The sequence below is a fragment of the Cupriavidus sp. BIC8F genome, assembly GCF_032465815.1.
Classification (GTDB): Bacteria; Pseudomonadota; Gammaproteobacteria; order Burkholderiales; family Burkholderiaceae; genus Cupriavidus; species Cupriavidus necator.
Window position 1 is genome coordinate 4,196,596 of sequence record NZ_CP136094.1, and the last position, 18,920, is coordinate 4,215,515.

An 18,920-nucleotide genomic window follows, 5' to 3' on the forward strand; every position below is an offset into this window, starting at 1 on the left:
GCAGTTGTTCTAGTCGACCTTTGAATCACGTCTAGGCAAGTCATCAGTCGTTCTCCGGCCGCTGTCTCGCCGGAAACGTAATGCAGCGGTGCCATCCGGCCAGTCGGCCAGCCCCGCGCCTAATTGTGTCCCGCCAGAACTCGCTGGCATTGTGCTGCCCGGCAAAAAGCAGGCAACAGGGCAGCGAGGAGCCGAGCATGCGCAGAATTCACGCCCCACCCAGTCGGCTATCCGCCCTCGCGGCGCCGCTGACCTCCCCCTTCTTCCGCCCGATTGAGCCGAGTGAATCGAATGTGCAATCGGTCAAGGGACCAGCCTCCCGAAATCCGGGCACCAGTGCGCCAAAGTCCAATCGGGAGTTTTCCGACGCCGCCATCCGAACGAGCCGAAGCTTCTGGTAGCGGACGTGGCGAGGTTCAGTGCTGCCTTCGCCAACGAGCAACTTGTATTGCGGGACTAGCCGCTATCGCCGCCGGCCTGGTGCTCGTACGCATCGTGAGCCTGGTCGGAACCGGCCACTGAGCATGACCGGTTCCCAGGACAGCGGCTTGCACGCATCGTCGGCGTCGTGCGGCCTCACTCAGTTCACGTTCATCCCTTCGCACACACGTGACCTACGATGGTCCAGTGCAATGTTCATCGCCATGGTGGCAAGCACTCCGTGCGGCGCGGTGAACCACTCCCTTGCACCCACTGCGAACTACTGCGCAGCCTTCTGCGACGCCTGTTCGTCTGAAGGCCGCCTAGCACTAGCGACAGCGTCGGCGGATGCCTGAAGGCTACTCTCAGCAGCTCGCGTCATTTGCTTCGAGGCATTTCGCATACTTTCGAACAGCAAGTCGGTGGCCCTGACTGCGGCTTGCAATACAGGGCCTGGTGAACCGACCACTGCGGCATGACCGGTGCCGGAACTTCCCAATGTGCTCGGGGTTGAAGGCACCACCTCTGCGTCGGGCCGCGCTACTACGTGCTCGGCGACACCTGTGCATATCTAGCCGCTGCGACTCCACGGGCCGCAGTCCACGGCGCCAAAAAAATCCGCATATGCGATTCGGTACTAAGTAAGCATTAACCGAAAAAGGACTGCCTATTTCCCGCTTTACTGATAAAGGGCCGACATTCGCTCCCGAAGTTGACTAGAGTAGTTATCCGTCTCGAGCGGCAGCGCACAGTTCGGGAAGCCGTCCCCGGAGCAGTGCTGCCGCAGACGTCACATCAAATCGATAACACGCGCATGAATAGGCACTAGTGCAGTCAGACGCGCAAGAAGAGAGTGGAAAGGGGAGTGATGAGAACAGAGGACCAAGACCATGTGGTTGCGAGAATCGCGGTCGACATGGGATTCCCTCCAGAGGTTGTCAGGGAATCCTACATTGCCGCTCTCGCGGAGCTAAGTGCGGATGCCAGTGTTCATATTTATCTACCGTTATTTGCCGCGAAGCGCACAATAGCTCGGCTTCGCAGTGCGAAATCCGAGTCTGCAAATCAAACTCACTCATCCAACCTGGATGCTGCTCGGGACGAGATTCTTTCTGGCGCTCAAGTGGCATTCGCAGCCACCCCGAACGACTGCTCACACCCCCGGCCGCGACAGACACGACAACAGCAAGGGGCAGTTTTGGCCTAAGTGGTGCAGCTGTCGTGCCCAGCGCAGCGGATAGGGTGGGAAATGGCATGTACGAATTGCCGAACAATCGGGGGGCTCTTGATGCTGCACCGCGTAGGCTAGTGGGGAACGCGAGCCGCCCCACGTCGACGGAATTCGCTCAAAGTTTTCGTGGCGCCATGAATTCAATGCTGACATCTTTCGTCTCGCCGATGGCGTACTGTTCAGCCAATTCCTCCCAAACACGCTCAGCCTCACCATCGAAACAGGGCCAGCCTGACAACAAATACCACCGGCCGCTTGAGGTCACGCCGACGCGTGCTCCAATATCGAAGGTCTGGATAGCGCTGCTCACGCGGCCCTCTTGGTTCTCAACGCAGTACCCCACGAAATGCCGGTAGCCCAGCATTGTTTCGCGGACCCGCCAGCGCTCAAGCGTTACGAGCGGTTGTACGTCGATAGGCGCAACGGTACTAAAAAACATGATGTTTCAACTATTGAAGCCAAAAGGTCCCCATCTAAAGTCGCTCGGCAATCTTTTACGAGGGCACGTTCCACAAGCTCAAGACTGAGCCACTACCTTCGGGTAGCGATATCCTAGGTCGCCCTCTTAAATCAAGTGCGAAGATTGTTTTTAAGCGGCTCGTTGCAGACATAGAAATTTCTTTCAGACCTCTTTGCCTCGCGTTTTGCAGCTGCGGCCAAGGTTGCAATGGTGTCAGCATCGACGCCTGCGCCCTGCCTAACTGGGACGACACCGACCGCGATTGACACGAAGCCGTAGAAACAAAGATTCCCGTGCCGGTCCTCACTCTGTATGCCACCTGCCTCGATATCGGCTGGTTTGTAAAGCTGCACTGCGTTTTCATCAAACTTTTTCATTGCTGCGCGGATGCGACTCTCCCAGTCGTCGCTTTGAAAGAGAATAAGAAAATCATCCCCTCCCACGTGCCCCAGGAAATCCTTTTGAGGGTCGCAGGCTTTGGCAAGGGTCGTGGCAGAAAGCTTTAGCATTTCGTCGCCCTGCCAATAGCCATATACGTCGTTGAACGGCTTAAAGCTATTGAGGTCGCAGTAGCAGGCATGAAAAGGAGCCTCGCTCTCAACGAGTCGCTTGATGTGAGCGTCGATTGGCATGTTGCCCGGCAGGAAGGTCAGGGGATTCGCATAGCGCGCGGCCTCGATGCGGACTTCTGTTACCGCTCGAACCAGGTCTTCGCCCGTCGCAATACCTACATACTGGCCCTGCTCGACGATGACTAGGCCGTCAGCTAAGTAGCGTTGGTCCTGGGCAGTCAAGAGATGCTCCAGCTGCTCCAGCGTGGCACTCTTCTCCACTACGACCGGGGATTCGTTGGCGAACTCCATGCAGCTCTTCTTACCGTAGAGTTCTCTGTGATAGGGAAGTGAATACGCGTCAGCAAAATTGCGACGATTAATCATACCCAATGGTCGTCCGTCTTTGACCACAGCGAGCGCGTGAAGCCTCGGATGCCTTGTAAATATATCGAGAACATCGTTGTTCCGAGTTTCCGGCGAAACGCTCGGCGCACTAATCAGCAGCCTGCTCGCAGAGAATGCACGAGGTGCTAGCCTCACTGCTTCGGGAAATACCGCGATGGAATCAGCGCGAACCACAGCTAATGCTTTCGCTTGGAGGGCGACGGGGGGAACAGCGCTTGGCTTGCCCAAAATGAAGCCTTGCGCATAGGTGATACCGATATCCCGACATACCATCAGGTCCTCCACCGTCTCGATACCTTCCGCTATCAGTTTGGTGTGTTCTACCTTTGCAAGCCCATGCAGATGACGCAGGACTTGGAGAAGGAAAGCTGACCTGGCTACACCGTCAACAATTGAGCGGTCAATCTTGATGTAGTCCGGCCGCAACGCAATCCAGAGGCCAAGATTCGCATTTCCTGTGCCATAGTCATCCAGTGCAAATTTGGCCCCCGCCTCGCGCATGATGCGGAGGGAAGCTACAAGGGACGACAAGGGCCGGGGGTCGGCTTGCTCTGTAAGCTCGATGACGATTCGTTCAACGGGAAATTGCATTGCCCCAAGGAACGCTCGCACATCGTCTTCGCAGCTAACGATTTCCCTGATGGCCTCGGCACTAAAATTCAGGAAAAGCTTTCCTGGTAGTTGCGCCTTTGCGAATGTGCCTACACTGAGCCTGCCCGCGAAACGCTCAAGTTGAACCATGCAGTTCTCACGCTGCGCTTGGTCAAAGAGGGCCGAAGGGCATTCCAGCGCCGACCCTTCCGGACCACGAATCAATGCCTCATAGCCCAGTATCTCTCCAGAGGAAAGGGTTCCGATGGGCTGGAACACTACATGTAGCAGCTGCTTCTCAATACAGTCGGCAATTGACGGGGTCATTTCTAAAATCACGAAAATGAGCCGCTGGAACGACTCCTGCCTTGCAAATTCGATGGCCGATAGCAAGCGTGGTGAAGGGGCGGAAGGTAGCTCCTCCTGCCAAAGCCTTCCTTGACTAACTCAGGCATCCGCGAGCGAACCATGCACCAAACTCTCTCCGCTAACGGGCAGAAGGTCGAGGAAGCTTTCCTCGATATGAGCCACCATGGACGGAGTGGCCTTCCCCCGCATTATCTGGAGAAACTCTTCGAGGGCTTGTTTGATAGATGCCAAGTCCGTCGCCTCAAGGAGACGCGTCTTGAAAGGGTTCCCTGTTGCGCCAAGCGTCCTCTCCGTTATATCCATTAGATACATCCGGGCTGCGGCAAGCGAGCGCTTCTGCACAGCCGCTTTCGGCGCAATGGATGCTGGCTCTTCACCTAGTGATTGAGCAGCAGTTGCATTGGTGGGCTCGGCAACAGGCCTGATGAATCCCCCTTGCAACAACTGGCGCAGCGTATCGGCATCAAGCCCAAGCTGCTCTGCACGGGCGAGAAGGTCCTGCGAGTCGGTCTGGCCATCCACCATGATAAGAAGCGCTCGGCTGCGACGGTCAAGCGTTCCATTTCGCCCGGTAATTTCCTGCCGACCGGCTTCTGTCTTCTCCAACCGCCCAACAATGCCTTCCATCGCGCCCCCTCCCCACGGGTCGCGGCCAAGCTAAGACGCGCGCATTACACGAGTGTGACAAGCCGATAACACGCACACAACGCTCAGGGGATGCTGTCGGACCGGGTGACTAGCGGCATGACTCGAGCCAGAAGCAGCTCCAGGAGGTCATGAAGAGCGCGTCACAATTGTTACATTCAATTTTGATACGCTCGGTTCAAATTTGACTGAGACTGATGAATGGCAGGACGACCATTGGAGTTCGACCGGGACGAGGCGCTGGGGTGTGCTGTGGACGCGTTCTGGTGCCACGGCTATGAAGGGCTTTCGACCACGGTCCTGGCAGAAGAAATGGGCGTGTCGAAGTCCTCGCTATACAACTCATTTGGGACGAAGCGGGAACTGCTGCTCGAGGCCGTCGCTGCATACGCCGATGCGAGGGCGGCAGCCATCCGGCAGATAGCCGCCTCGCCCGAATTGCTCAGCCAGATGCGCGCGCTGCTGCTTGATATCGCGCATAACAATGACGGCGGCATGGGTTGCCTTCTGGTCAATACGGCCGCTGAACTTGGTCTACATGACTTCGGCGTACGGCAACTTCTGCAGTCCAGCTTTCAGTCGGTTGCCGACGCATTCGAGCTGCTCGTGATTGCGGGGCAGCGGTCTGGAGAATTCAAGCGGGACCTCGACTCGACCAAAGCCGCACTCATGCTTGTTACCACTATCGCCGGATTGCGCGTACTCGCGAAGGCAGGAGTACCGGCTCACCAGCTCGCCACCGCCATCGAGCATTCCATGGCTTTCATTGCCGCCTGATATTTGCAAAACGCCCTGGTCGGCAAACCGATTAGCCCAGCCACGTTTACAATGCGAAGGCCAGCGCGTCTGCGTTGTCGGACGCCTCGCGGGGGCGTTACGGCATCATCAGGCACCTTCATTCCAGATTTCCAGGTAGTACCCATGCGACCCCGTCATGCAACCGAGGCAGACCTGCCCGATGTGGAAGCTTTGCTTCGGTCATGCTCACTGCCCGCTAGCGGAATACGCAGCCAGGCGGTGCAATTTCATGTCAGCCGCGACAAAAGCGGCCTCCTTGGATGTGCCGGCATAGAGGAATTTGATGGCAGTGTTGGCCTGCTGCGGGGGCTCGCAGTCGCTGAGCGCGCAAGGCGCGCGGGGCTAGCCGCCTTGCTGGTTTCCGCGCTGGTCGCAGATGTCCGCTTGCGCGGCATCGATACCCTGATTGTCGGAACTACGGTGGCAGCCGGCTATTTCTCCCACCTTGGATTCACGCCTGCTGACCGTGCCGCCATCCCACCGGAATTACTGGCCTCCCGTGAATTCGCTAACACCAGTATCAGTGAAACGACTCTACTGAAAGCTGAGCTCTAACTACGCGTACCTGTCAAGGGAATGGGACACGGCCAGCAACGATTCCATAAAACGAGCCTGACCGAGGATTCAAGACGGTGCAATTATTCCGTTGTGCCCAATTCTGGGCTGCCTTAAACACCTCCGGCTCCCGCTGACCCCAATCACTTTTCATCAGGGGCTCGGCGTCCTGTTCCGTCGTAGGATACACGGCTGCTTGGTGCAGAGGCGCCCGGCTCCGAGTTCCCGGGATGGTAATGGTACGAATCGTTACATGCATTTCATCGAGTCTGCTGGGATGTTCGCAGCGATTATGTTGGCAACCAGATGACGCTACTATGACGACCGTAGTGACAGAAAAACCCACCTGCGGCGCGAAGAACCTTGAGAAACACGTACTTTGAACTGTGACAGGAGGACAACTGTCAGGCTAGTCGGGTTAGTACGAACTTGGAGGTACCCAAGTGTGAGAGACCTGAGTCAAATCACAAGTCATGCAGATAGGTGATTGGCTAGCATGCCGCTGATAAGCCTTGGAAGCTTGCACCTCATTTGGTAGTGCACAACGCGGCGTCAGCAAGAATCCGTGCCGACTAAAGAAACTCGCGCAAAACGTTGACAGAATCACGGCCAGCCGACAGCCCCCAGCTCGCGCTCTCATTAGAGTGGCTTGAACCAGATGTGATGCGATTCCCCGCTCACGGTATTCGGGGAGCACGGCAACCGGCCCCACAACCGCTATGTGGCCGCGATGTTCGACGCCAGCGCATCCTGCAATGACCTTCTCTGCCAGGGCAATGTGGAACGTTGTCCCGACCGGGTCAACCTCGGCGGCGTCCAACCCGGTCTGCTCCAGGAGCCGGACCACGAACCCCCACTCCCCTGTCACCGCCGCACGAATCGAAATGTCTCTCTTCATGATTCCTCCCGCGACGGTGCGCGATGAGACTAACTGTCTGGCGGCCAGCGGAGCTCCGCGATAGCCACACCGCCACGCGTCCTTCCTGGCGGGGGGCGTTGACCTGGCTGCCCCCGCCAGATTGAGCCATCCCTTCATGACGGCTGCTAGCGCGTCAACGACAATCACAGCCACAGGCGAAAAAATGGCCGGCATCGCTGCCGGCCAAACGTCCTTGAGCCCAGTGACAAGTCAAGGTCGATATGAGCTGTCATTGGCACGCGCGAAGGGCGTGCCGCAAGGTAAATTAGAAGCGGTGGCGCACGCCGACCATGGCGCCGGTCTGGTTCTGACCCGGCAACGTATTGGCCGTGCCAGTCACCCCGAAGGTCCCATTGCCCTTGTTGTTCACGTAACCGAGCAGCAGGTACGCGTCGGTGCGCTTGGAAAAGGCATAGTCAGCGTTCAGCACGAACATCCACGAATCCTTGCTGTCAGTGCGGGCGTCGGTATAGTAAGCCGCGCCAGTCAGGGTGAATACCGGAGTGAACTTGTACAGCGCGCCAAGCCAGTACAGGTTGTCGTGACGGGCCGTACCGGTGGTCACTTCGTCGCGCATCCAGCGGTAGCCGGCAAACGCCTTGGCATCACCAATAGCATACGAGGCGCCAACCGCAGCACGCTTCGCGGTGAGGTCTGCAGAAGCAAGGGTGCTGCCCTGGAACTGGTCATAAGCGACGCCCACCGAGAACGGGCCGTTCGCGTAGGCCAGGCCACCGCCAAAGTTGGTGCCGACCTTGAAGTGGCCCGGCACTTCGCCACCTAGGCCTGAATTGACATCGCGGCCGAAACTGTAGAAGCCGGTTGCAGTCAGACCACCGAACTTGCCGGTGTACTTGATTGCGTTGTCGGCACGGCCGTTAAATTGGTTGTCGACCGAATTCAGCGAGTACATCGGGCCCACCGCCATCGGGTCGTAGGCCCCGAACAGGTCGTACAGCGCGTTTTGCTGACGACCGAGCGTGACGGCGCCGAAATCGCCTTGCAGGCCAACATAGGCCTGGCGCCCAAACAGGCGACCACCTTGGGCGGATTTGCCGGTATCGATATCGAAACCGCTTTCCAGCACGAAGATGCCTTTCAGGTTGTTGCCAAGGTCCTCGACCCCACGCAGACCCCAGCGCGAGCCTGAAAGACCGCCGGAGGTCACGCCGACCACCGAGCCGCTTCCGTTAGCGCCACCGTTTACGTGGCTTTGGAAAATGATGCCGGCATCAGCGATGCCGTAGAGCGTCACGTTAGACGACGATTGGGCAAAGGCGGCGCCGGACATGGCGCAAGCTGCGACTGCCACTGCGAAGAGAGCTTTTTTCACTGTCGATTCCAGTTTCTTTTTGAGTAAATGGTCCTGGCGGTGGCGTCACGGCCTGCAAACGAGCCGATTGCGCCTACCGACGCGGTCGCGAGATAGTGCGACAGGAATATGACAGGAAGAAGTAAACAATTATGCCGAAGAATAGATAATTATTTCACGACCACGAACAATCGCATCTTGGCCCTCATTGGGTACGCCGCCACCTCCGCGCACCGCTGCCGAGTTCGGTCGCAGTCGCGTCTGCGCGCCGGCGTGGCAAGCAATTGCCGAACGTCGGCCAGAGACTGAAGACCTCAATGCCTCGACTGGGACTGGCTTGCTCAATAAATGAGCACTATCGTCTCAGACGTACTGCCGCTTTTCTACGGCGATGCGCGCGGCTGTCGGCGAAGTGCAATATTTCTTGCCTAAACTCCCAAGGGAGGGGCATGGCTGATACTTCTCCAACTGGGGTGACAAATTTTTGACGAAATTCGTGTCGGCGTGCCCCTAACGATTCCCTTGGCTTTGTGCGGCATCCGTTACCAGCAATTCTCCAAAGGCTTCGACTGGCACAGGTAATTCTGGAAATGCAAACTCCGCGAAGGCTCTCGTGTGACACGTGTTCCTTGGCCGCAGCGCCTTTACTTAACCAACGGTCTGCGTCGTCTGCCGACGAGTGGCGGTGCAGGATTACTCTGCTTCGCCGCCAGGCGTCGCAGGACGACGTTTTCGCGTGACCACGCGAGGCGCCTGCGCTTCTTTGTCGGGGACTTCATCTCGCGCGGTACGCATTCTGGAGCCCGACTGACGCGCCGTCCCTTGGAACTGAATAGTCGATATCGCGCTCTTGTAAATGGCCTGCATGCCGCCGGACGCGCTCAGTACCACCACGAACCGGTCGAACGATGCAATTAACCCGACAAGCCTGACGCCATTGACCAGGTACACCTCGACAGGCTTCCGCTCCTTGCGCGTGGTATTCAGGAATTCGTTTTGCGGAGAGGATTGTTCAGGCTGCGTGAATGACTCGTCAGGCGCAGGCGATGTTGCCCGGCTTAGGCTTACACTGCTCCCTTGTCAGCGGGGCCAAACAAGACGACATGCAAAGCCAGGTATTAGATGCGGGAGAGGCCTTTCGCCTGGGCCGCTGCAGTTCGCTACTCTGCCCCAGTGCGTCACCGTTTGGTCGAGACGAGGCGCATGAGTTCAACGACTTTGCCTTCGGCTCTTGCGAAGGCGTCACGTTCTTCTAATGCCGCCCGCCCAGCACGAAGCACTGTTTGGACGGTTCCGACGAGCGTGTGGTGCCGGACGAGCACAAAGCCCTGGTATTTGCCACCGGCAAGACGCTCTGTATAGGCCTTGAAATCGTGATACCCAACTCGTCGAAAGCTCTCCATGCTCCCCTCAAGGCGACGGGGGAAATAGTAGCATCTGGGCGCTCAGTGCTCGGTAGTACTACTCTATGGCATCCACCCTAAATCTGCTCAGCCAAATAATGCCGGTAGGCGTATTCCACATCCGCATCTGCGTCCGATGAGCGTCAAGGGCGTTGTCCCGACATGTCTTCCCCGGCAAGCGCGTGGCCGAATGCGCGGACACAGACCGAGGACGCGAACTGCTCCAGGCGGACCATGCTTCCCCTGCCACGCGCCGCTCGACGGTATCCTACGCCTTTCACTGGCGACCGTTCCAGACCGCGAATCAGCGCATCAAAGGCCGCGCATAGACGCCGTTACAAGTCGTAACGGCTGTATATGTCCACAAATATTTTTCACCCAGCAGCGGCATAGAGTAGGAAGTGAGTTGAGGGGAGTATCACCATGCGCAAGTTCTACTCCATCTGCATATTGGCTGCTGGCGCGACCCTGGCATCTGGCACCGCTGAAGCGCACGTGGATGTCGGGTTGGCGATTGGGGTACCATGGCCGGCGGTAGTCGTTTCCCCGCCCCCGGCTTACTATGAGCCGCCCCCGGTTGTTTACTACGAGCCAGTGCCCGTCTATGTCGAACCGCGACCAGTTGTCGTTACGCCTGGGTATTACGGCAACTGGCAACAGCAGCAATGGAGAGAACGGCGCTGGCGGGAACTCCAATGGCGTGTCCATCATCGGGACTGGCGACGTTGGCATGATGCCAATGACGACTAAGAGAGATGCAGTCCGCTTAGAAGTGAGCGTCATGCGAGAAAAGCCGGCTTATGCCGGCTTTTTAGTGGGGCACGAAATCACATGCCGGCACCGGCCTCGCACTTCTTCAAAAATGACGCTTTAGCAGCCCCTGCAAGCGGCTTACCGTCTTTCCCCACGGCCTTGGCTTCGCAAGCGGCAGCCTTGTTACCAGCTTCGCATTTCTTTATGAAGGAGGCCTTAGCTGCTCCGGATAGCGGTTTGCCATCTTTGCTAACAGCTTGCGCTTCGCAGTTTGAAGAAGCTGCAGCGGGCGTTGCAGGCTTGGCGGCGGCAGCGGGCTCAGCCTTTTGCGCGTAAGCAACACCTGTTGAAAGCAACATTGCAACGGCTACTGCACAATATCTTCTCATCACGATACCTCCTCAAGGTGCGAGGCAGATTGCCCCCGACGTTATGAACGTTGGGAAAGCACTATCGTTGACAGCACTCCCGCATCACACAAACAGCCATTGCTCGCGTTACAGACTATTACAAGCCCCCTCCCGCGAGCCGGTAGAGTTACGCCCAATTCGCCTTGTGGATGACATGAAACAACTTGCAATCGTTGGCGCACTTGGCGGTGCGATGCTGGCTATCAGTCTTCCAGCCCAAGCGCATGTGAACGTCGACATCGGCATCGGAGTGCCGGGCGTCGTCTATGCCGAGCCCGCTCCCGTCTATGCACCCCCGCCGGTATATGTCGCGCCGCAACCTGTCTACGTTCCCCGGCCCGTGGTCGTGGCGCCTGCCCCCGTCTACGCTCCTTACTGGCGCGGGCGCGGGCGCGACGATGACGATGACGACCAAGGCGAGCGCCGTTGGCGCAGGCGCGGCCACCGAGAGCACTGGGACCACGGTCGGCACGGACGGGACGACTAAAGGCGGAGCCGCCTGCGAAGCAAGGCTGGAGGTCTACCAACTCCTGCTACAGGCAGGGCCGGTTGGAAGGTCAGCGGACACATCGCCGAGATAACCAACATCCCGGCATCCACAGTCTCTTTTCATTCAAAAGAGCTGGCGCGCGCGGACCTGGCTACATCGAGACAGGAAAGCAGGCTCGTTATACAAAGGCGCTGCTTATCGCTGCCGGGGACGATGATTTTTCACCCCCTGAGCTGGAATTGCCCGAAGAGGTAAGTCTGTCTGCCGATTTCGTGCGGAGGCTTGGTAGTCGAAAGTCGAAGCAGCCCGTCGACTAGCCCAACAGGTGTCCCTCCGCACGCAGTTGTGCGCCCCTCTCAGGCCTCGGCAATCAGGAATTTCGCCCGATTCTTACCCAGCCACGCTGGCGCGCGACCGCGTCCCGACCAAGTCGCGCCAGTCTTCGGGTCTTGATACTTCGGCGGCAGCGACGCCTTTTCCTTGGCTACGGCCTTCCCCTTCGCAGCACCGCCCGCCGGTCGCCCACGGCGACGCTTCGTCGCAATGTCGTCAACGGTCAACTCGTACTCTGCCATCAGAGTGCGGATTTTCTCGATGACACCAGAGATTTCGGTCGCACGCATCTCCACGAGCTTTGCTTCCAGCGCTTCTTTTTCTGCGACGAGTTGCTTATAGGTAGCCATTTTCTCCTCCAGTAATGTGTACGGCGCAATCCTAAATTATTTCTTTTTATGGCGCCACCTGTTTCGCATTACGCAAAAGTTTGAATAGCACCACTCCAATCAACTCGCCGAGCTAGTCTCAGCAAAGACGACCGTTCCTCCGCTTACAATGTTGCTCTGCAATATGTGGCTAGGACCAAGTTCGAGTCACGCGCCTTGTTTGAAGTGGACTGGTACGCCTGAGTTCGCTGAAAGATACGTTGGAGGACAGAATGGCGACAGCTCGAGCTGGCACCAAAGAGGAGGCACTGAGGCTCCTGGAAACGGACGGAGTAACGGTGGTGGAACTGGACTATGAGTCAGGTTGGCAAGACGCCATCGAGCTCGGCCGCCTTGGCGACAAGCGCGGAATACGTATTGAGTATCGCGGGCACGAGAACATTGCCGTCAGCTCGCCGGCAGCGTTGGTCGCCGGCCTGTCACGACCAAAGACGACGTTCCGGCAGCGGAATTTGTACTGCCAGTTTGAGCTCAGCAGCTTGCCAGCAAGTGAGCTAGAGAGCCTGGAGGCAAAGGCGGCAAGGCTGGGGGACTACATCCTCGCGGGGCGCCTGATGAGGGAGGTGGATGCAGAGTGGACTGAGTAAGCCCGTTGCGGCCTGCCTCATCGGCATTGGTCACCTTCAGTTCAGAGGGATTTGGCGACAGGAACCCAGATGTACCCACCCAAGGCATCGCCGTATGTGCGCGCCTCTCCCGTCAGCACATACTGGGCCGTCAGAGCACATAGAGCAGCATCGACAGCGTCAATTGACTTCAACATCTTTGTGTCAATTCCCAGCCCTTCTAGAAGCTGTCTACGCTGAGTGGACTTCAGCTTCGCAGATGCAGCATCCCTGCCGAGTAACGCACAGGTTATGGCATATGGGAACGTCTCGAAGCTTATGCGTCCTCCGGTATATGCTCTGCCCATCAGTAGCGGATACGTCGATGAGAGCGCTTGGTACACGCGTTCGCCGTTGAACATCCATCCATAGAAATTCGCAGTGTTCGAGAGAGCTAGTTCCCACGTAGGGGTTGAGAACGAGCTGATTCTCGCTTGCGCGAGTTCCTTTTCGGCCAAGCGAGCGCCATTCCCGGTCCTCCACTGACAAGGCGCATCAACGCCGACTGCCATGACGCCATGCTCGGCACAAACCTGCACAAAATCCTCTGGCTTTCTACTGTTGATGCTGCACAGAATCGACGTCCCTTGGAGGACGACCAAGTGGCAGCCTTTCTTGTCCCCACCCACATCGATGCCAGCAACGACACTCATCGACGGAGCTTCAGTCATTGTAGACGAGCGATTGCATCGGCATTACCAGCTAGGCTTCCGGAGTGCGCTAGGTAAGCTATTCATGCTAGCGACAGGTGCACTGCCTTGAAGTACTTTGTAACCGCCGCAGCCTTGGACGCAAATTCACTAGGCCGCTCCGCTACTTCCGCACCGACAAACGTACCGGCACAGTAGCCGTCGTACCGGAGTTCAACTCCGTGGGCAGCCCTTAGAATGTCCGCTGCGTCTCGCAAGCAATCCTCGATGCTGCTGCCATTGCCGGAGTCGAGCGTCGGCGGACCGCCGCCATCAGCCTCGGCGGCCCACTCGTACAGAGCGACGTCAAGCTTCTCGACGCGCAGCACAATAAAGAAGAACTGTCCGCCGCTCATATTCGAACATACTTCCAAGTTTTTAGACCCAGAGCCTGAGCCGCGAGCTTAGCCGTTTCCTTGTCGCCAAAGAGCGGGACTTGCTTTAGGTCAAGCTTGTCCAGGAGTTCAAACTGCCCAGGCTCCAGATTGCGGTCGTACTTGAACTTGTACCACCGCACGGTATCGTCGGTAGTGGCTAAGATGTACGTCATTCTCCCCCCCATGGGTGACTAGTTAGTGTAGAGGTCCATGAGCAAGCCTTCCACAAGACCGCTCCAACTCAAAAGCCTGTTCCCGCCGGATGCATTTATGCTAAAGCCAGCCCCTACCATTATGTGGCATGACCACGGCTGAGCGCGTCTCGTATTCGATTTAGATGAACACCATTGGAAACATTTTCGATGAGCTGCTTAGTTCATGCAGCTTGTTATTGTCTTTATCCCTTCTCAATGTTCGTAAGGCGCGCATCTAAGTTGAAAGCTATGTCTCCATCCCAGTCGTGTAGCAGTCAGTATCGGGTTGGGCGAGTATGAGTCGCACGGGGACGCCGTGCTTGTTGTGTCAGCACCCAATGGTCATCGCCTCAGTCCAACAGGCGCCATCTTCTGGGGCGGGATGTCTGGGCTCATCAGTTGGACGTCCATTTTCTCGTCTCTGACACTCCAGTTCCGCCAATAGATTACGGCAAGCGGAAGCAGAGATATGATTTTCTTTCGCGCGAAAATAGAGCTTTCGTCGCAACGGATTACTGGACTTCTGGTGTACTTCGTATTGGCCTGCAGCGCCCATTGGCACTTGCAACTGGAACTCAGCCAACAACATGGAATGGGCATAGTCGTGTGCAACTACGCCGGTATCGAGAGCTGCCAAGCCGTACTCAATACGAGCATCTTCGGCTCGCGTCAATGATTTCAGCACCGAACAGGCGAGGCATTCGGCCATGGGAGATGAGCGAGCATTGCAGGCAGAGAGGAATGCTCGCAGCAGTGACGCATCGTCCCCGATGACTCGACCGACAGGGTTAGCATTGCGCTCTACAGCCCAAGGATTTCCACACAGAACAAACCAACTTCCATCTTCTACGAGGCCCAGGAAGGAAGTGAAGGTTTCGCCGGTCAGTACGGAAGCGAGCGCGGAAGCAAGTTCCTCGGAGGAGCGCCCATGGGTAGACTCTTGCCGTGCTAGGGAAAGCAGAGAATTCCAACTGTCTGCTCCGGGAATCGCCCCCAAGCTGCGGACAATCTCACTCGGGTAGGAAAATCTCGACCACTCCACGAGGTACTCGCTCAACGGTTTTCCGAGAAGGGAGCTTGGCCTCACATAGTAGAAGAGCTGATTAAGCTCCAACATTACGTACCGCGTAGATTCGTGGGGCCACTTCTCCATACCTGTTTCCGCGTAGACAAGCTCCATCAACCGAACTACTGCAGGCTCTTCAATATAGGTGCCTTGCCGCACCAGCGCCTTCAAAGCGCCGACAACTCCGTAGACATCCGAGAATCCAGCTGCTAACGCTTGAGTGACCGGCGAGAGCGCTACAGGACTTGGGATGTTGGCTAGTGTGCCAATCCATACCTGTATGCGGTAGGCTGCTTGCTTACAGTTCCACTTAGCGCCGGCTTCGGTTTGCTCAGCCTGCATCTGTTGCACCAGTGTATTTAGCTTGGATGCGAGTGCCTGGGCGACAGCGTCAGTAACCTCCTGAAAGCTATCGTCCGGTTGCAGCAGGACGCGACTGACTGCCCGCCGTTGTTCCCCGGCCCGAATGTCCGACCCAAAACCGCTCTGCCAGCTAGTGTCCGTCAGCGCCCACGGCCCACGTACGATGCGCGCCATCGCTGGTAGAACAAGCTCGCTTGCAAAGGGGTGGTCGAGTAGTTCAAGAAGACCCTTCAACGCCCCGAAGCCCCAGTTCCCCAACGCCTCAATTAGGTAGTTTCCGTGATAGGGATTCGTCGGGCGTGGCCCGCTGGGCCTCTCAGCCCACGCAGTAACTATGTCATTGAACTTGACCCACGCATCCAGGTACAACAGAGAGACGTCAAGTAACAGCTGTTCAAACTCTCCAGGTGAGACCTTGCTGGCGATATAGCAGAGCAAGATTGGAACCTTGCATTGAGGCACGGACTCGGGAATGGCAGACTTGCCCAAGAATGACGAGATTAGGCTTCGCACATTATCAGTGGACGGCAACCATGACACTCTCTGCCGCGCAGAATCTCCATTGCGCCCAATTCGGGTGACAACAAGCTCGAGCAACTCGCTACTCACCTCGTATGAAGCGTCCAAACCGAGCGCGGTCACTACGCCCATTATGTCCTCACCCGGTGCGTTTGCCAGCAAATGGCCGAGCTCCCGTCCTCGTTCCCTTTCGCTGTGCTCCAAGTCCCCGCGACGGTCCTCGCAGTGCCTCAACCATGCTTGTACGCTTCTCTGTGTTTGCTCCCGGGTGGCCAGCGGCCCCAAGGCCTCCACGTTTAGGGTCACCTTTTCTGCTTGCTGGAGTTGCTTCCATGCAGACTCGAAGATGGCTGCACGCGTCTCAGCTGGAGCATTGCCAACCAACTCGCAGGCCCAGGTTGGTGCCGTTCGACCAGATAGCACGAGTTCTTTGGCCAGCTCCATGAGCCTATCTGGGGCATGTTTCTTGGCAAGCTGCAGAAGGGTATCATCTACGATGCCACGCTCTGTGTCGCCCAGCCGTGCCAAGATTGCGTCCATAGCTGTTGCGGCGAACTCATCCGGATAAACTCTGGCAAGCAGCAGCTTAAGACTATCTGTCCCACCGCTAACAGCTAGAGATTTCAATCGGCCCCGGACATCCTCACCGCCAACCCCTTGCTCCAGTGCGTACTCAACGACGCCAAGCATTCCATGCTCAGCTTGAACATCCATGGGAGCGGCAAGCCAAGCTTGCAGTGCCGCATCAGAAGCGGGAAAGTTCCATCCCAGCGAGAGGATTGCAGCCGCTCTTTCGTTAGCTTGAGCGGCATCGCTGTTAGCAATTCCTAATAGGAAGTTGTAGCTTTCCGGGCTCCGTGCAACCTCATGCATGAACTCGATTCGACGCTCAACCGGCCACGTCGATATACGGTGCTCCGCATTGTTTCCAAGCTGGGACAGCAAGATGCGGTCAGAATTCATGCGATAGGTGCTAAGCCGAAGCTGCATATCTTCGCTTTCCAACAAAGACCATAGCCTGCCGGCGAATGCGATGAAGCGGGTTGCAATCATGCAGCCTGTGCCGTAGGTTGACACCGCTGGGAGCGGTGAATCGCAGAGCTTTTTGACGCCTGCAATCAGGTCTGCGTACAACCCTGGGTCATCACATTCGGAAAGTGAGCATCCTCCGGCCAGGTCACACGCGAGCCCGAAATCGACTGCAAGTGCCGTGCGCACTAGATTAATCCGCCCTTTTGGCGAGCCCTCAACATCGCCCAACTTGCCACAGACTAGTATCAGTGCGTCAGTCCAAGAAGGCTGGTTTGCGGCCTCCTTCAACCACGGTTCGTCCGGATTATCGGCGGATTCGCACGCTCTCAGCAGCACAGAGGCAGTGAAATACTCTTGAAATCGTTGATGTGCAAATCGAATGACCCCTTCGTCAATGTGCAAGAGGTGGTGACGGCTCAGTGCCTCGAGAACGTCTGTCGGTTCGGGTGGCGTTTCGACATGCCCTTTACTGCGCAGTCGTTGTCCCGCATCTGCGATAACGGGCAGTACGAAATGCCGCAGCTCGGTAGTATCCTGTCCCTGCGTCAGCTTGCAGGCGATAGCCTCCAGGAAATGACGATGAAATCCGCGAAGCGGTGGTTCGCCGAGCAGAAGATGGCGCTGGCCGTCCCCTTCAAACGCATCTATGGCGGCACCTAAGAGGTCATACACACTCGATGACGCCACCTCACCCTTCCTCGCTTGAGCAATCAGGCCCTTCAGAATAAGAGGGCTCCTCGCCGCATACCTTAAGGGATTGTCTTGTGAGAGGCGCTCTATCAAGCCTTCCGCCGAGGCCGTCTCCAACTCTGCGCGAATGACAGCTGACTGCCCTTGCCAAGTTAAGCCCTGCGCATGAACCATCGTTGGGTTCCGAAGATTCGGGCTGTCGCTCCTAGAACGAGTTACTACAACAATGTTGAGTCGCTGGGCAGCAGCCATCAACTGGCCGATTCGGCCAAGACAGTCGACTTTATGCGCAGGCGGAATTTCATTCCATCCGTTTAGCAGGATGGTCACTAGTCCCAGTTCGGCAAGTTTTGCCAACTCACTCGCGGTCACCTCATGTAGGCGAGCTGCAGACCCATTGGCGATGTAATCAAGTATGTCCGAATTGCTTCGAGCCCAGAGAGACGCATCGACGTACAGTGGAATCCGTTTGTCTTTGCCATCTAGCAAGAACTTCGCCAATTCCAAGAGGAAGGTCGTCTTGCCGATGCCGCCCTCGCCAAACAGCATGACATTCCCGCCCGTGCGTACCAAGTGGCAGATAGTTGCAAGTCCAGCTGCCTTGGATTGGCTCTCCTCGGAAGAATGCGAAGTATCCCCGGGTTCAAGAATGGATAGCACGAGTGGAGCAACCAAACCAGGCACCGCCCAAGTTATCCTACCGGTCTCGAGGAGGCTTGTCGCGAGAGCACCACCGCGCGCCAAATCGGCATCGCCGGGAAAAGGCAATGGCCGCAACTGTTTGGAGATTGCATCGGCTGCCGCCGCGCTTGTTGCACCGAGAGCTAGCTGCAGTGCAGCGCGGCCTCTGTCCGTCGCCTGCAGTTGACCACAAACATAGTCAACGGCTAGATTTATGGACCCCAATGCGGTCTTCTTTGCTTCCCCAGTATCAAGCTCGTAGCTTTCAGCCAGTTCATCTAACTGATTACTCTCAAGCTGGTTACTTCCGCCCAATCTGGCAAGCAGGAGTTCCGATATTCTCTTGGCAGTGTCCCTGCGCTTGAGCCAACCCTTATAGGCTTCGCTCCCCGACGCCGAGCTCGACTCCCGAGCAAGACGCTCAAGCTCAGTCGCGACCAGCGCCGCCAGGGTTGCTTTTGCCGTCAAGTCTCCCCCAGCAATAGCCTTTTGAGCTGCGCGTTTCCGTGCATACCATTCCTTCGCTCCATTCCACCCGTACTGGCCCAGCTTCGTCGCCGCCAGCTTCTTGAGTGCTAGTATGTCAAAGGCCATTTGGTCGTGAATCCGCGCTAGAAACTGCCATTGGGACCGTCGTCGTGACGTCTTGGAAGCCCAAGTGTGTTGA

The 18,920-nt window shown here is 57.2% G+C and carries 17 protein-coding genes; 5 read left to right on the plus strand and 12 right to left on the minus strand.

What is annotated here, in order from left to right:
- Positions 1-1,288: 1,288 nt before the first annotated feature.
- Complete coding sequence (locus RS901_RS38895; protein ID WP_410054133.1) at positions 1,289-1,627, plus strand: DUF3562 domain-containing protein; 339 nt, start codon at positions 1,289-1,291, stop codon at positions 1,625-1,627.
- 139 nt (positions 1,628-1,766) lie between these two features.
- On the opposite strand, the gene RS901_RS19720 is transcribed toward RS901_RS38895, so the two are convergent.
- From RS901_RS19720 to RS901_RS19730, 3 genes are all read right to left on the minus strand, one after another.
- Positions 1,767-2,090 (minus strand): hypothetical protein, encoded by a 324-nt coding sequence (locus RS901_RS19720; RefSeq protein ID WP_316150621.1) that lies wholly within the window; start codon positions 2,088-2,090, stop codon positions 1,767-1,769.
- Positions 2,091-2,221: 131 nt separating this feature from the next.
- Positions 2,222-4,054 (minus strand): phosphodiesterase, encoded by a 1,833-nt coding sequence (locus RS901_RS19725; protein ID WP_316150622.1) that lies wholly within the window; start codon positions 4,052-4,054, stop codon positions 2,222-2,224.
- 54 nt (positions 4,055-4,108) lie between these two features.
- The gene (locus RS901_RS19730) at positions 4,109-4,657 is read right to left on the minus strand and encodes a hypothetical protein (RefSeq protein ID WP_316150623.1); all 549 of its coding nucleotides are present in this window, start codon (positions 4,655-4,657) and stop codon (positions 4,109-4,111) included.
- Positions 4,658-4,876: 219 nt separating this feature from the next.
- On the opposite strand from RS901_RS19730, the gene RS901_RS19735 reads away from it, so the two are divergent.
- Positions 4,877-5,452, plus strand: coding sequence for a TetR/AcrR family transcriptional regulator (locus RS901_RS19735; protein ID WP_316150624.1), 576 nt, complete (start codon positions 4,877-4,879; stop codon positions 5,450-5,452).
- A gap of 240 nt (positions 5,453-5,692) precedes the next feature.
- Positions 5,693-6,028: a GNAT family N-acetyltransferase gene (locus tag RS901_RS19740; RefSeq protein WP_410054134.1), complete on the plus strand. Its 336-nt coding sequence runs from the start codon at positions 5,693-5,695 to the stop codon at positions 6,026-6,028.
- Between the two features lie 418 nt (positions 6,029-6,446).
- Here RS901_RS19740 and RS901_RS38900 read toward each other — a convergent pair whose 3' ends face one another.
- The 5 genes from RS901_RS38900 to RS901_RS19760 all read right to left on the minus strand — a co-directional run bounded on the left by RS901_RS38900 (position 6,447) and on the right by RS901_RS19760 (position 10,804).
- Positions 6,447-7,121, minus strand: coding sequence for a GNAT family N-acetyltransferase (locus RS901_RS38900; RefSeq protein ID WP_410054135.1), 675 nt, complete (start codon positions 7,119-7,121; stop codon positions 6,447-6,449).
- Positions 7,122-7,212: 91 nt separating this feature from the next.
- Positions 7,213-8,280, minus strand: coding sequence for a porin (locus RS901_RS19745; RefSeq protein ID WP_316150626.1), 1,068 nt, complete (start codon positions 8,278-8,280; stop codon positions 7,213-7,215).
- A 672-nt stretch (positions 8,281-8,952) separates the two neighbouring features.
- Complete coding sequence (gene hfq / locus RS901_RS38905) at positions 8,953-9,246, minus strand: RNA chaperone Hfq (protein WP_410054188.1); 294 nt, start codon at positions 9,244-9,246, stop codon at positions 8,953-8,955.
- Between the two features lie 191 nt (positions 9,247-9,437).
- Entirely contained in the window at positions 9,438-9,662 is a 225-nt protein-coding gene (locus RS901_RS19755; protein ID WP_316150628.1) for a hypothetical protein, read from the minus strand.
- 827 nt (positions 9,663-10,489) lie between these two features.
- A complete protein-coding gene (locus RS901_RS19760) occupies positions 10,490-10,804 on the minus strand; it encodes a hypothetical protein (RefSeq protein ID WP_316153603.1) in 315 nt (104 codons plus the stop codon).
- A gap of 175 nt (positions 10,805-10,979) precedes the next feature.
- Here RS901_RS19760 and RS901_RS38910 point away from each other — a divergent pair, with 175 nt between their 5' ends.
- Positions 10,980-11,312, plus strand: coding sequence for a hypothetical protein (locus RS901_RS38910; RefSeq protein WP_410054136.1), 333 nt, complete (start codon positions 10,980-10,982; stop codon positions 11,310-11,312).
- A 359-nt stretch (positions 11,313-11,671) separates the two neighbouring features.
- Here the strand turns inward: RS901_RS38910 and RS901_RS19765 are convergent, their stop codons facing one another.
- A complete protein-coding gene (locus RS901_RS19765; protein WP_316150629.1) occupies positions 11,672-11,998 on the minus strand; it encodes an H-NS histone family protein in 327 nt (108 codons plus the stop codon).
- 251 nt (positions 11,999-12,249) lie between these two features.
- Here RS901_RS19765 and RS901_RS19770 point away from each other — a divergent pair, with 251 nt between their 5' ends.
- Complete coding sequence (locus RS901_RS19770) at positions 12,250-12,624, plus strand: PHA-granule associated protein 4 (protein WP_316150630.1); 375 nt, start codon at positions 12,250-12,252, stop codon at positions 12,622-12,624.
- A 41-nt stretch (positions 12,625-12,665) separates the two neighbouring features.
- Here RS901_RS19770 and RS901_RS19775 read toward each other — a convergent pair whose 3' ends face one another.
- From RS901_RS19775 to RS901_RS19785, 3 genes are all read right to left on the minus strand, one after another.
- Positions 12,666-13,295: a DUF429 domain-containing protein gene (locus tag RS901_RS19775; protein WP_316150631.1), complete on the minus strand. Its 630-nt coding sequence runs from the start codon at positions 13,293-13,295 to the stop codon at positions 12,666-12,668.
- A gap of 80 nt (positions 13,296-13,375) precedes the next feature.
- Positions 13,376-13,687, minus strand: a complete 312-nt coding sequence (locus tag RS901_RS19780; protein ID WP_316150632.1) for a hypothetical protein — start codon at positions 13,685-13,687, stop codon at positions 13,376-13,378.
- Positions 13,688-14,230: 543 nt separating this feature from the next.
- A complete protein-coding gene (locus RS901_RS19785; RefSeq protein ID WP_316150633.1) occupies positions 14,231-18,847 on the minus strand; it encodes a hypothetical protein in 4,617 nt (1,538 codons plus the stop codon).
- Positions 18,848-18,920: the final 73 nt, after the last annotated feature.

Bases quoted from the DNA above. Each gene is read 5' to 3' on its own strand.
- RS901_RS19770 (WP_316150630.1), top strand. From the start codon at position 12,250: ATGGCGACAGCTCGAGCTGGCACCAAAGAGGAGGCACTGAGGCTCCTG.
- RS901_RS19735 (WP_316150624.1), top strand. From the start codon at position 4,877: ATGGCAGGACGACCATTGGAGTTCGACCGGGACGAGGCGCTGGGGTGT.
- RS901_RS38910 (WP_410054136.1), top strand. From the start codon at position 10,980: ATGAAACAACTTGCAATCGTTGGCGCACTTGGCGGTGCGATGCTGGCT.
- RS901_RS19730 (WP_316150623.1), bottom strand. From the start codon at position 4,657: ATGGAAGGCATTGTTGGGCGGTTGGAGAAGACAGAAGCCGGTCGGCAG.
- RS901_RS19755 (WP_316150628.1), bottom strand. From the start codon at position 9,662: ATGGAGAGCTTTCGACGAGTTGGGTATCACGATTTCAAGGCCTATACA.
- RS901_RS19785 (WP_316150633.1), bottom strand. From the start codon at position 18,847: ATGGCCTTTGACATACTAGCACTCAAGAAGCTGGCGGCGACGAAGCTG.
- RS901_RS19765 (WP_316150629.1), bottom strand. From the start codon at position 11,998: ATGGCTACCTATAAGCAACTCGTCGCAGAAAAAGAAGCGCTGGAAGCA.
- RS901_RS38900 (WP_410054135.1), bottom strand. From the start codon at position 7,121: ATGCCGGCCATTTTTTCGCCTGTGGCTGTGATTGTCGTTGACGCGCTA.
- RS901_RS19775 (WP_316150631.1), bottom strand. From the start codon at position 13,295: ATGAGTGTCGTTGCTGGCATCGATGTGGGTGGGGACAAGAAAGGCTGC.
- RS901_RS19720 (WP_316150621.1), bottom strand. From the start codon at position 2,090: ATGTTTTTTAGTACCGTTGCGCCTATCGACGTACAACCGCTCGTAACG.
- RS901_RS38895 (WP_410054133.1), top strand. From the start codon at position 1,289: ATGAGAACAGAGGACCAAGACCATGTGGTTGCGAGAATCGCGGTCGAC.
- RS901_RS19780 (WP_316150632.1), bottom strand. From the start codon at position 13,687: ATGAGCGGCGGACAGTTCTTCTTTATTGTGCTGCGCGTCGAGAAGCTT.
- RS901_RS19760 (WP_316153603.1), bottom strand. From the start codon at position 10,804: ATGAGAAGATATTGTGCAGTAGCCGTTGCAATGTTGCTTTCAACAGGT.